General features: G+C 72.6%; 7 protein-coding genes and 1 pseudogene. 2 read left to right on the forward strand and 6 right to left on the reverse strand.

Annotation, left to right across the window (positions count from 1 at the left end; all coding sequences use genetic code 11):
- Positions 1-334: 334 nt before the first annotated feature.
- The 3 genes from ACIGXW_RS26470 to ACIGXW_RS26480 are packed head-to-tail and all read right to left on the reverse strand — an operon-like array spanning position 335 to position 3,742.
- Positions 335-1,360 carry an acyl-CoA dehydrogenase family protein gene (locus tag ACIGXW_RS26470; protein ID WP_399575292.1) on the reverse strand — a complete coding sequence of 342 codons (1,026 nt, stop codon included), beginning with the start codon at positions 1,358-1,360 and terminating at the stop codon, positions 335-337.
- A gap of 8 nt (positions 1,361-1,368) precedes the next feature.
- Positions 1,369-2,538: an acyl-CoA dehydrogenase family protein gene (locus ACIGXW_RS26475; RefSeq protein ID WP_399575293.1), complete on the reverse strand. Its 1,170-nt coding sequence runs from the start codon at positions 2,536-2,538 to the stop codon at positions 1,369-1,371.
- 4 nt (positions 2,539-2,542) lie between these two features.
- Positions 2,543-3,742 (reverse strand): amidohydrolase family protein, encoded by a 1,200-nt coding sequence (locus ACIGXW_RS26480; protein WP_071964492.1) that lies wholly within the window; start codon positions 3,740-3,742, stop codon positions 2,543-2,545.
- A gap of 131 nt (positions 3,743-3,873) precedes the next feature.
- Between ACIGXW_RS26480 and ACIGXW_RS26485 the strand changes: the two genes are divergently transcribed.
- Entirely contained in the window at positions 3,874-5,454 is a 1,581-nt protein-coding gene (locus tag ACIGXW_RS26485) for a class I adenylate-forming enzyme family protein (RefSeq protein WP_399575294.1), read from the forward strand.
- A 9-nt stretch (positions 5,455-5,463) separates the two neighbouring features.
- Here ACIGXW_RS26485 and ACIGXW_RS26490 read toward each other — a convergent pair whose 3' ends face one another.
- Positions 5,464-8,016, reverse strand: coding sequence for a protein kinase (locus ACIGXW_RS26490; RefSeq protein ID WP_399575295.1), 2,553 nt, complete (start codon positions 8,014-8,016; stop codon positions 5,464-5,466).
- 328 nt (positions 8,017-8,344) lie between these two features.
- Positions 8,345-9,751: pseudogene (locus ACIGXW_RS26495) on the reverse strand (serine/threonine-protein kinase); the annotation flags it as partial.
- 115 nt (positions 9,752-9,866) lie between these two features.
- On the opposite strand from ACIGXW_RS26495, the gene ACIGXW_RS26500 reads away from it, so the two are divergent.
- A complete protein-coding gene (locus ACIGXW_RS26500; protein WP_399575296.1) occupies positions 9,867-10,997 on the forward strand; it encodes a serine hydrolase domain-containing protein in 1,131 nt (376 codons plus the stop codon).
- A gap of 65 nt (positions 10,998-11,062) precedes the next feature.
- On the opposite strand, the gene ACIGXW_RS26505 is transcribed toward ACIGXW_RS26500, so the two are convergent.
- Entirely contained in the window at positions 11,063-12,769 is a 1,707-nt protein-coding gene (locus ACIGXW_RS26505; RefSeq protein ID WP_071964498.1) for a glycerol-3-phosphate dehydrogenase/oxidase, read from the reverse strand.
- Positions 12,770-13,046 lie beyond the last annotated feature (277 nt).

Here is a 13,046-nt window from a genome sequence, read left to right on the forward strand (position 1 = left end):
CATGGTTGACGTACAGTTACCCCAACAAGCGCTTCAGGCATATTCCGGCGCAAAGGAGTATGCGTGCTGCATACTGTGCGACGCGCGCTGTTGGGACTCGAACAGCAGGGTCTTTCGAACCCCGCACGGACATGAGCGAAGGGCATTCCCGCGCCCGGCACGATCGCTTCCGCGACGCCGGTTTTGCTGAGCCCCTGAACCACTCGCATCCCACGGAGAGTACCCGAGGCTCGGCCCGACTCCACACTGTGACGAGTAACGCGAAGAACACAACTCGATATCGACGCAGCGTGATCAGTTATCGGCCGTAAGGCGTATATTTCACCCGCGCCGATTACGCAGCGCCATTCGGGTGATTCGCGATTTCCATCGAGCAATTTTCCGGACGGACGAGGAGCGCGGCCGCCAGCTCCTCCTCGGCCTCCGCCCTCTGCTGCCACTGTTCGACCCTCAGCCATGCCCGCTTCAGGTGGGGATGAACGTCACCGTCCCATGTGAATCCCATACCTCCATGCAGTTGCAAACAGTCACGGGCATTACGGACGGCAGCCTCATCAGCGAGCAGTTTGGCCTCGGATATGTCACGGAGCGTCATGAGAAAGGACGCGGCGTACACGCTAGTGCGTGCGAGTTCCGTACGGACGAGCATTTGTGCACACAGGTGCTGCACCGCTTGGAAAGCCCCGATAGGGCGGCCGAACTGGGTACGGCTTTTCGCATAGGAGACCGCCATTTCCAGGGTGCGGGCGGCACTGCCGAGTTGCTGGGCGGCGGTCAGCAGCATGGCCACCTGGCGCAGGCCGGCGGAGCAGCCGGCTCCGGCGACCGGCTCCGTCTCCTGGGGAGCGGGCAGCCGCTGTACGAGATGCAGCGGCGTCGTCGGGTCGACCGACCGTATGCTCCGCGCCGCGAACCGGCGCGGGCCCCTGCCACCGCTCGTCTCCAGCACCCGGGGCGCGGGGCCGTCGAGAAGCAGCACGGCGTCGGCCGCAGCGAGGTGTTCGACCATGCCGGGCCGGTCCAGCGCCGTCACCACGGCCGCGCCTTCGGCGGCGCCGGGCACGAGGCCGGCCGCCAGATGCGTGCCGACCAGCGGGCCGGTCAGCTGGGCGCGCCCCGCCTCCTCGAAGACGAGCACCGCCTCCGCCGGCCCGAGACCGACGCCGCCGGCCTCCTCGGGCAGCCTCAAGGCGAAGAGACCGGCATGGCCCAACTCCCGCCAGAGCGCGCGGTCGACGCCGGTTCCCGGCTCCTCGGCATCCACCGCCGCGCGATGCCTCTCCCGCGGAAAGCATGCCGCGAGGAGTTCCCGCATTCCTTCCCGCAGGGCGCGTTGATCGTCGCTGAGCCGGAAATCCATGGTCCCTTTCACCGCCCCCGGGGCAGGCCGAGGATGCGCTCGGCGATGATGTTGTGCTGGATCTGGGAGGTGCCCGCGGCGATGGTGTACGCGAGGGACGACAGGCGCTCGGCGGTCCACTCGTGATCGGCGTCCAGGCCCAGAGGGCCGAGGATCTCGGCGGCGGCGGCGTACAGCTCCTGCCGTGCCTGGGAATAGCGCAATTTGAAGACCGACCCGCCGACGCCCGGCACCCCGTCGCCTCCCGAGCGGAGTGAGGCCTCGGCTTCGCTCGCATTCCACTGGACGAGGCGCCACAGGGCCCCGAACACGGCGTTCAGGTGCCCGAGGCGGCGGCGCAGGACGGCGTCGTCCCACCGGCCGTTCTCCCGTGCGGCCCGGGCCAGCCGGGCCAGGGTGCGGCGGCAGGCGGCGACCTCTCCGGCGAACGCGGTGCCGCGCTCGTAGGAGAGGGTGACCATGGTGACGCGCCAGCCGTCGTTCTCGGCGCCCACACGGTTGCCGACCGGCACCAGCACGCCGTCGAGGAACACCTCGGCGAACTCCGTGGATCCCGCGAGGGTCCGCAGGGGGCGGACGCTCACTCCGGGCGCGTCCATCGGCATGGCCAGCCAGGAGATCCCGCGGTGGCCGGGGGCCGAGGGGTCGGTACGCACGAGCAGCTCGCACCAGTCGGCGACCTCGGCGTGCGACGTCCAGATCTTGCTGCCGGTGACGACGTACACGTCGCCGTCACGGACCGCGCGGGTGCGCAAGGAAGCGAGGTCGGAGCCCGCCTCGGGTTCGGAGAAGCCCTGGCACCACACCTCCTCGCCGCGCAGGATCGGCGGCAGCCAGCGGGCGCGCTGGGCGGCCGTGCCCTCCGCCGCGATGGTGGGGCCGGCGTGCAGCAGGCCGACGAAGTTGGCGCCCACGTACGGCGCGCCCGCCAGCTCGGTCTCCTCCAGGAAGATCAGGTGCTGGGTGGGCGTGGCGCCCCGCCCGCCGGCATCGGCGGGCCAGTGCAGGCCGGCGTATCCGGCGTCGTACAGCGCCCGTTGCCAGGCGCAGTCGTAGGCGCGGCGGGCGGGCCAGTTAGTCGCGGCCGGCTTGTCGGGCAGGCGGGGCAGCGTCTCGTGCAGCCATGAGCGCAACCGGTGCCGGAAGTCGTCCTCTTCCGCGGTGTTGCTGAGGTCCATGGGGTCACGCGGCCGGGTCGTCGAGGTCCAGGCCGAGCATCCGGATGGCGTTGCCGCGCATGAGCTTGTAGGTGGTCTCGTCGTCCAGGCCCCGCACATGCTCGAGGGCGACGCGCTTGGTGTGGGGGAAGGTGGAGTCCACGTGCGGGTAGTCGGTCTCGAAGGTGGCGTTGTCGCGGCCCACCGCATCGAGTGAGGCGATGCCGTGTTTGTCGCGGAAGAAGCAACAGAAGATCTGCCGGTAGTAGTAGGTGGAGGGAGGTTCGGGGATGACATCGCGCACGCCGCCCCAGGCACGGTGCTCCCGCCAGACGTCGTCCGCGCGTTCCAGGGCGTAGGGGATCCAGCCCATCTGCCCCTCGCTGTAGGCGAGGGTGAGGCGGGGGAAGCGTACGAGGACGCCGCTGAAGAGGAAGTCCGACATCGAGGCCATGGCGTTGTTGAAGGACAGGGTCGCCTGGACGGCGGGTGGGGCGTCGGGAGAGGCGGCGGGCATCTGCGAGGAGGAGCCGATGTGCATGTTGACGACCGTCCGCGTGTCCTGGCAGACGGCGAAGAGGGGGTCCCAGTAGCCGGTGTGGATGCTGGGGAGGCCCAGGTGGGTGGGCAGCTCGCTGAAGGTCATGGCCCGTACCCCGCGCGCGGCGTTGCGTTCGATCTCCGCGACGGCGAGGTCGATGTCCCAGAGCGGGATGATGCACAGCGGGATCAGCCTGCCGCCGCTGTCGCCGCACCACTCCTCGACCATCCAGTCGTTGTAGGCCCGCACACAGGCGAGGGCGACCTCCTTGTCGTGCGCCTCCGCGAAGGTCTGTCCGCAGAACCGGGGGAACGTCGGGAAGCACAGGGAGGCCTCGACGTGATTGAGGTCCATGTCCTTCAGGCGCGCGGCCGGGTCCCAGCAGCCGCGGCGCATCTCGGCCCGGGTGATGCCCTCCAGGGTCATGTCGTCCCGGTGGAAGCCGACCGCCGCGATGTTGCGCTTGTACGGGAACCGCAGGTCCTCGTAGATCCACCAGTCGGCGGGCGGGCCGTCCGGGTCCATGGTGATGCGGTACTTCCCTCCGACGTACTCCAGCTCGCCGATGCCGGCGGTCAGCGGGCGGGGGCCGCGGTCGCGGTACTTGGCGGGCAGCCAGGTCTCGAAGAGGTGGGCGGGCTCGATCACGTGGTCGTCGACACTGACGATGCGCGGCAGGTCCATGGGGCTCCCTCGCTATTCTGACGACCCGTCAGTTCATTGAGGAGGCTAGCCCCGACCCCCTGGACCGACAAGCGCGCCGGGCCTACGCTCCCGCAGCACGTGACACGTCGTCAGCTTGCAGGGGGACCGCCATGCAGCCCGCCACTCGCTCCGGGGAACTGTCCCGCTCGCGCACCCTGTGGGAGCTCCTCGAACGCCGGGCGGCCCTCACACCGGACTCCCCCGCGCTCATCCAGGCCGACGAACCCGCCGGGCCGGGCGGCGCCGACCGCCGGGTGACCTTCGCCGAGCTGCACGGACGGGCCGAGCGGGTGGCCGCCTGGCTGCACACCCTCGGCGTCCGGCCCGGCAGCCGGGTCGCCTGGCAGCTGCCCACCCGCATCGAGACCGTCGTCCTGACCCTCGCCCTGGCCCGCCTGGGGGCCGTCCAGACGCCCCTGATCCCCCACTACCGCGACCGCGAAGTCGGCCACGTGCTGCGGGCCACCGAGGCCGGGTTCTTCGCCGTACCGGGCGTCTGGCGGGGATTCGACCACACCGCCATGGCCCATCGCCTCGCCCGGGCCCTGCCCCACCCGCCCCTGGTGTTCCCGGCGTACGACGCCCTTCCGGAGGGGGATCCCGCCGGACTTCCGCCCGCACCGGCCGACGGCACGGCCGTGCGCTGGGTCTACTGGACGTCCGGCACGACGTCCGACCCCAAGGGCGCCCTGCACACCGACCGCAGCCTCATCGCCGCCGGTGCGTGCCTGGCCGAGGCGCTCGGGCTGACGCCCGGCGACGTCGGCTCCATGGCCTTCCCGTACGCGCACGTGGCCGGGCCCGACTACACCGTGATGGCCCTGCTGTGCGGCTTCCCGGCGGTGCTCCTGGAGCACTTCACGCTGCCGGGTTCGCTCGGGGCCTACCGACGGCACGGCGTGACCGTCGCGGGCGGGTCCACCGCCTTCTACGCCATGTTCCTCGCCGAGCAGCGCAAGGACCCCGCCCGCAGGCTCCTGCCGGCGCTCCGGCTCATGGCGGGCGGCGGAGCGCCCAGGCCGCCGGAGCTCCACTACGAGGTCGTCCGGGAACTGGGGTGCCGGCTCACCCACGGCTACGGCATGACCGAGGCGCCAATGATCACCATGGGGTCTCCGGAGGATCCGGAGGAGAAGCTGGCCGGCACCGAGGGCAGACCTGCGGCGGGCATGGAGATACGCGTCGTGGGTGCGGACGGCCGGCCCGTCCCGGCCGGCACGGACGGGGAGATACGGCTGCGCGGCGAAGCGGTGTGCCGGGGCTACCTCGACCCGGCCCAGACCGCCGAGGCGTTCGACACGGACGGCTTCCTCATCACCGGCGACCTCGGCCACCTCACCGAGGACGGCTATCTGGTGCTCACCGGGCGCATGAAGGACGTCATCATCCGCAAGGGAGAGAACATCTCCGCGCAGGAGATCGAACAGCTCCTCTACGGGCACCCCGGCGTCGAGGACGCGGCCGTCATCGGCCTCCCCGACGCCGCCCGCGGGGAGCGGGTGTGCGCGGTGGTCCAGCAGCCCACCGGAGCCGTGGCACTGACCCTTGACGCCGTGACGGCCCATCTGCGGAACGCGGGGCTGGCCGTGCACAAACTGCCCGAGCAGCTGGAGCTGGTCGACGCGCTGCCGCGCAATGACACGCTCCGCAAGGTACTGAAGTACAAGCTGCGCGAACGCTTCTCCGACTGATCAGCCGGCTCAGCCGTGCGTCCGGTAGGTGGCCGTGGCCTGCTCGAAGAAGCGGTCCACCGAGCGCTGTTCGTTCATCGGACCGCGCACCTGGATGAGGTGGTAGCGACCGCCGAGGATCATCGCCGCGTTGCGGACATACAGCTGGCGGCCGCTGCTGTCCTTCCAGTGGAACGTGCCCTCCGCCGTCGCCGTACCGCCGACGTCGGTCCGGCGCAGGCCGGAGGCGCCCGACCAGGAGGAGGTGCGGTACGAGGCCAGTTCGGGCTCCTTGTCCTGCTGGTAGGCCATCGGGTCGCTGCCGAACTCCGCGGTCTTGTCGCGGCCCGGGACCACGATCAGTTCGTAGTCTCCGCCGACGTAGACGACCTGGCCGCGGTCGTTCTCGCCGCGGCGCTGCCAGTCCTCGGCGACGGCGACAGTGAAACCCTTGGCGTCCTTGCGGGAGACGAACCCCTTCGCGTCGCCCTTGCCGTCCCCCTTGGCATCGCCGCGCTCCTCGACCCGGTCGGTCTGCGCGCCGGTGGCGGCGGTCTGGCCCACCCTGCCGTTGGAGCCCGGGTTGTTGGGTGCCGCGCTCAGCGCCCCCGCGGAGCCCGTACGGTCCGACGGCGTCCGGCCGGCGCTCTCCTCCGCGCCCGGCATGAACAGCAGGGCGTACAGCACGGCCCCGATCAGGGCGAGCAGGATCAGGCCGAGGAGCAGTCGGCCCAGGCGCTGCGGGGCGGGCGCCGTGGCGACGCGCTGCTCCTGCAGGTGTCCCGTGCTGTGGAAGCCGGTCTGCTCATGGGCCTGGGACGCCCGGCCGCGTTCCCTGACCGGCTTCTTGTGCCGCCCATGGCCGACTGCCGCCGCCGGTTCGGCGAACGAGGCGGAGGAGGCGGAGGCCCGGGCGCGCCGGCGGCGGACCAGTTCGCCGCGCCGGCGGATGACGGGCAGCCGACGCGGGTCGGCAGGGGTGGGGGCCCCGATCGAGGGCACGGTGACCGTACGGCTGCCGATGTCCGGCTCCGGCGCGGAACGGATCAGTGAGCGCAGCCAGCCGCGGAGCTCCTCGAATTCCGGGCGCTCGATCGGGTCCTTGCGCATCAGCGATTCGACGACGGGCCGCAGCGCGCCGCATTCCTCGGCGTAGGCGGGCGGTTCGGCGCAGACGACCTGGACCAGCTCGGCCGTGCTGTCCTCCGGGTAGGGGGCATGCCCCTGCACCACGCGGAAGAGCAGCGCACCCAGCGCCCACAGGTCGGCCGCGGGTCCCACGGGGGGTGCGAGCTGCCAGTTCTCCTGCACGGGCCAGGCCTGCTCGGGGGCCCAGCGCTCGGTGACGGCGCCCACCACGACCATGCGGGCCTGCCGGGCGCGTTCGGCGGCGACAGCGCTGCCGGGGCCGCCCGTCTGCGCCCAGCCGCCCGAGGGGCCGCCGGCCGCGGGCGCCGTGCCGGCGTCGGCCTTCCGCTCGCCCTGGGCGGGGGGAGCGCTCTGCGGTGCGGCAGCGCCCTGGCCCGCCGCACGGCCCGGGGCGGCGCCGGTCATCAGGGCGTCCGCGCTCCACGGCGGAGTGGAGCCGGGCGCCGGTGCGGTGCCGCTGGCGGCGCTGCCGCCGCCCCAGGTGGACGCCCCTGCCGGGGGGCGGGGTTTGGCGTCGGCCGCCACGCGCGCGGCGGCGGCACGGGCGGCCGCGTGGTAGGCGGCGATCGCCCCGGACCGCACCGCTCGCGGGTTCCGCGTTCCGCTCTGCTCGGTCGCGCCGGCGGTGTCCGGGCGTACGAACCCGCCCGCAGGGCCCTGGTCGCGGTACGCGGGACCGCCCTGTGCCGGCACGCCGGCCGCCCGCGCCGCAGGGCCGCCGGCGGCACCGGCGGCGCCGCCCGCAGCCCGCGGCCCGGGAACATGCCCCGCACCCGAAGCCCCAGGAGCTCCCGAAGCCCCAGCGCCTCCCGAAGCCCCCGGAGCCGCGGGCACCGGGTCGTATCCGCACAGCGCCTCCTCCGCCGCACCGGCGGCCAGGCCCGTGAGGATGGCGCGGCCGTCGTCGCAGATGAGGACCGTGCGGGCGGTGATGTTGCGGTGGGTCCAGCCCTGGGAGTGGAGGGCGCGCAGGGCGGTGAGGACGTCCGCGGCCACCTCGGCGGCACGGTGGGGGGAGAGGGTGCGCTCGGCGAGGAGCGCGGCGAGCGGGCGGGCGGAGACGAGTTCGCTGACGATCCAGAGGCTGCCCGCCTCGGCGAAGACGTGGAAGACCTGGTCGAGCCGGGGGTGGTCGGGCACCTGCGCGGCGGCGGTCGCGGCCACCAGCGCACGCCGCACGGCCGGGTCGCCGGCGCCCTGGCCCGTACGCCCCGCGCCACCGCCCATGGCTCTGCCACCCGCGGCTGCCCCGCCCGCCGCCTCGTCGCCCAGGACTTCGGCGTCCACGACCTCAGGCAGCGGAATCTGACGGACCAGGACCTCCTGGCCGCTGTACGTGTCGAAGGCCCGGGTCTCCACGAGCTCGAAGGCGTCCGACGGGGGCAACGGCAGGCGGTAACGGTCGGCGAGCACCCGGCCCGCGTAGTCGTCCACGACGCCTCCCCAATCGTGCGATCCGACCCATCGTGCGATGCAGCACCATTGCCCCGAACAACCATCAAAGCCGGTCGTTCGACTGCTTATTGCGGTTGCTTACCGTCCACGACGACTCACGATACGTGCCGAACCCGCCCCTTCGGGCGCGTACGGCTCAGTACGTCCCCAGCACGCCGCCCGTTATGCACCTGAAGTGGAGCGCGGGCCGGTCCGGCGCGCGCCGTTCGCGTCAGTGTGCGCGGGGAAAGCCGTCCGGGGCGTCGAAGACGGACGTGCTCACGACCTCGGCCTTCTTGTGCGAAGGGGACGAACCGCTCTTGCCGTCCTTGTCGTCGCCGCCCAGGGACAGGGCGAGCACGGTGCCGATGACGGCCAGGACGACAACGACCGCCGCGATGAGCAGCACGCGGCGCGGCACGACGTCCGTGAGGGACGCCCGGCCGTAGGTGCCGGTCCGCGAACCGACGCGGCCCCGGGCGTTGGCGGCGACACTGCCCACCCGCAGCTTCACCTGCTGCGCGGAGACGTCCGACTGAGCGGTGGCCGACCCCGCGGTGTCGTCCCGCAGGGGCCTGAAGGCACCCGGCGTCCGCTGCGTGGCCGCACGGCCGTCGCCCGGACGCGAGCCCCTGGCCGAAGCCGCCGAAGCGGAGGAGCGCGAGGAGGACGAGGACGCCGGGGAGGAGGCGGCGTCCGAGGACGACGACCGGCCGCCATAGCCGTAGCCGCCCCTCTTCGCCTTGGACGAAGAGGATGAAGAGGACGAAGAAGACGGGGAAGAGGCGGCCGACGGCGCCGGGCGGGTCGGCTTCTCGGGTATCGACGGGATGGCGAGCGCCTGGGTCGCGTCCAGGTCCGGGGTGGGCGCGGGCGGCTGGGGCAGCCGCTCGTCCGGGGCGTTGACGGCATTCGTCAGCAGGGCCCGCGCACCGGCCTCGTCGAGCCGCTTCTGCGGGTCCTTGGCGAGCAGCCCGTACATGACGCCCTCCAGCGGACCGGCGTTCCGCGGCGGCCCGAGGGGCTCGGTCATGACGGCCGTGAGGGTCGCTATGGCCGACCCCTTGTCGTACGGAGGGGCGCCCTCGACGGCGGCGTAGAGCAGGCCGCCCAGGGACCACAGGTCCGCAGGGGGGCCGGGCTTCTGGCCCCGTGCCCGCTCGGGGGATATGTACGAGGGGGCGCCGACGAGCATGCCCGTCGAGGTGACCGACGGGTCGCCCTCGACCTGGGCGATGCCGAAGTCGGTCAGGACGACGCGGCCGTCGTCCGCGATGAGCACGTTGGACGGCTTCACGTCGCGGTGCAGGATGCCCTCGCGGTGGGCGGCGCTCAGGACGTCGAGGACGGCCACGCCGACCTCGGCGGCTCTGCGCCACTTCAGCGGCCCGTCCTCGCGGATGACGTCGGCCAGCGAGCGGCCCTCGATGAGCTCCATGACGATCCACGGACGGTCGTCCTCGTGCACGACGTCGTAGACCGTGACCGCACCGGCGCTGCGGATGCGGGCGATGGCCTTCGCCTCACGCAGCGTCCGCGTGATCAGGCGGCGCTTCTCGTCCTCGTCGATGTTGGCCGGGAAGCGCAGCTCCTTCACCGCGACCACACGGCCCAGCGTCTCGTCCGTCGCCCGGTGGACCGTGCCCATGCCACCGCGCCCGAGGACATCCCCGAGGCGGTAGCGCCCGGCGAGGAGGCGCCCTGTCGTGCCCTGCGTCTGCTCCGCCTCCGACATGCGTCCCCTCATGGCAATCAGCTCTGCGACCAACCGACCCTGGCAGAGCGACCATTGTCTCTCATCCGCAGACCAGCGGAAGGCCAGGGTCCGAGAGGCCATGGATGATGGGCGCATGCCGACGTGCGCCGCCTTCCCGCGCCTCACCGCGACCATAGCCGCGCTGAGCTGCGCCGTAGCGGCGTCGGTGACCTCGGGATGCGGCGGCGTCGCCACCCGCTCCCCTCTACAGGACCTGGTTTCGCAACGGACGGTTCCCGGTGCCGCCGAGCTGTCACAAGATGCTCATGGGGTGGTCCGGTTCGCCGCGACGGGCGTGTCGGACCTGCGGACCGGGCGCGGCATCGGGCTCACGGATCGTTTCCGGGCCGGGAGTGTCACCAAGACGGTCATCGCCACGGTCGCCCTCCAGCTGGCGGCCGAACACCGGCTGAACGTGGACGATCCGGTCACCGAGCACCTGCCGCCGGGCACCGCGGCCACCCTGGCACGGGCCCGGTACGGCCGTTCCGTCACGGTCCGCCAACTCCTCACCCACACCAGCGGCCTGTTCTCCTACACCGACGACGGGGCCTTCCGCCGCGACTTCTTCGGCCGGGGCTTCGCCGCCCACCGCTTCGTGTCCCACTCCCCGGAGGCGCTGGTACGGACCGCCCTCGCGCACCCGCCGTACGCGCCACCCGGGGCGCGCTACCGCTACTCCAACACCGACTACCTCCTGCTCGGCATGGTCATCCGTCAGGTCACGGGCCGCTCCTACGCCGTCGAGGCCCTCCGCCGCGTCATCGCCCCGTTGCACCTGTCCGGCACCAGCTTCCCCGGCACCCGCACCACGCTGCCCTCCCCGCACGGCCGGGCCTACAGCGCGTCAGGGCCGGGCCCCGCCGGCGACGTCACCGAGCTCAACCCGTCCGCCGCCGGCGCGGCCGGCGAGATGGTCTCCACCCTCCCCGACCTCAACCGCTTCTTCCAGGCCCTGCTCTCGGGAGCGCTGCTGCCCCCGTCCCAGCTGCGCGCCATGCTGGACACCCGGGCCACCGGAGGCCGCTACGGCATGGGCGTGTTCCCCGTACGGCTGCCCTGCCGCCGCACGGTGTGGGGCCACAACGGCGAGATCAACGGCTCGTACGTCCAGACGCTCGCCACCGCCGACGGCCGGCACCTGGTCAGCTACCGCGTCAACAGCGACTCCCGCCTCCCGCCGCGGACGGAAGCCAGACTCCTGCGGGAGGAGTTCTGCGACTGACCCGGCGATACCGACGCGGCGATCCGGCCGTCGTACCAGTCCCGTCGTACCGGTCGTCGTCCCGGTCAGATCGGCTGGATCTCCGGCGCCCCCAGCCGCGCCGCGTCCGCTGTCAGGTCGTCGGGCTGCCGCTGGGACTCGCGCTCCGCCTCCACGCGCTTCTCGTAGTGCTCGACCTCCTTGTCGACCTGCGCCGGGTCCCAGCCCAGTACGGGCGCGATCAGCCCCGCGACCTCACGGGCGCTGCGCGTGCCCCGGTCGAAGGTCTCGATCGAGATCCGGGTGCGCCGCGTGAGCACGTCGTCCAGATGGCGCGCGCCCTCGTGCGAGGCGGCGTAGACGACCTCCGCCCGCAGATAGTCCTCCGCGCCGGCCAGCGGCTCACCCATCGCCGGATCGGCGGTGACGTAGGAGAGCACCTCGTCCACCAGCGAGCCGTACCGGTTGAGCAGGTGTTCGACACGCGCCACGTGCAGTCCCGTGCGCAGGGCGATCTGCGCCCGCCCGTTCCACAGCGCGCGGTAGCCCTCCGCGCCCACCAGCGGCACGTCCTCCGTCACGCACTCGGCCACCCGCTGGGAGAGGCCGTGCACCGCCTCGTCCACCGCGTCCTTCGCCATCACCCGGTACGTGGTGTACTTGCCGCCCGCCACGACCACCAGCCCCGGCACCGGGTGCGCCACGGTGTGCTCGCGGGAGAGCTTGCTGGTGGCGTCCGACTCGCCGGCCAGCAGCGGGCGCAGCCCGGCGTACACGCCCTGGACGTCGTCGCGGGTGAGCGGCACCGCGAGCACGGAGTTGACGTGCTCCAGCAGATAGTCGATGTCCGCGCTGGACGCGGCCGGGTGGGCCTTGTCCAGGTCCCAGTCCGTGTCCGTGGTGCCGATGATCCAGTGCCTGCCCCAGGGGATCACGAAGAGCACGCTCTTCTCGGTGCGCAGGATCAGCCCCGTCGTGGAGTGGATGCGGTCCTTCGGCACGACCAGATGGATGCCCTTCGAGGCCCGTACGTGGAACTGGCCGCGCTCGGCGATGAGCTGCTGGGTGTCGTCCGTCCACACCCCCGTGGCGTTGACGACCTGCCGGGCCCGGACCTCGAACTCACCGTCCTGTTCGAGGTCGCGCACCCGGGCGCCGACCACGCGCTCGCCCTCGCGCAGGAAGCCCACGACGCGGGCCCGGTTGGCGACGTCCGCGCCGTAGGCGGCGGCGGTGCGCACGAGGGTGGTGACGTAGCGGGCGTCGTCCATCTGGGCGTCGTAGTACTGCAGGGCGCCGATCAGCGCGTCCTTGCGCAGGCAGGGCGCGACGCGCAGCGCCTTCTTGCGGGTGAGGTGACGGTGCGTGGGCAGGCCGCGGCCGTGGCCGGAGGAGACGGACATGGCGTCGTAGAGGGCCACGCCGGAGCCGGCGTAGAGGCGCTCCCAGCCTCTGTGCTGCAGCGGATAGAGGAAGGGCACCGGCTTCACCAGGTGCGGGGCGAGCCGTTCCAGCAGCAGCCCGCGCTCCTTGAGGGCCTCGCGTACCAGGGCGAAGTCGAGCATCTCCAGATAGCGCAGCCCGCCGTGGATGAGCTTGCTGGAGCGGCTGGACGTGCCGGCCGCCCAGTCCCGCGCCTCGACGAGCCCGGTCGCCAGGCCGCGCGTGGCCGCGTCCAGCGCGGTGCCCGCGCCGACCACTCCGCCGCCGACCACCAGGATGTCCAGTTCCCGCTCCGCCATCCGGGCGAGCGCCGCTCCGCGCTCGGCCGGCCCGAGTGTCGCTGTCCTCACCACTGCCTCCCGCCTGGCCGCTCTCGCCGCCGTTGCCGGTGAACCACTGCCGCCGGTGTGCCGCCGGTCCCGCCCCGCCCGGCCGTGCCCGCACCGCACCGGCGTCGCGCCCTACGCCGTACCGGTGCCGCGCCGGGCGGGCACCCGTTCCCCTTCGATGCTGCCCCAGATCCGCCGCTTCGGCCGCGCCGGAGCCCACCGGGGCCCCGCCGGAAGGCAGGCCACGCCGAGGCAATACCGGATAACAGTCATATATCCGCCTAACCTGATGTAACGG

The sequence above is a fragment of the Streptomyces sp. NPDC053079 genome (assembly GCF_044546695.1).
Taxonomy (GTDB): Bacteria; Actinomycetota; Actinomycetes; order Streptomycetales; family Streptomycetaceae; genus Streptomyces.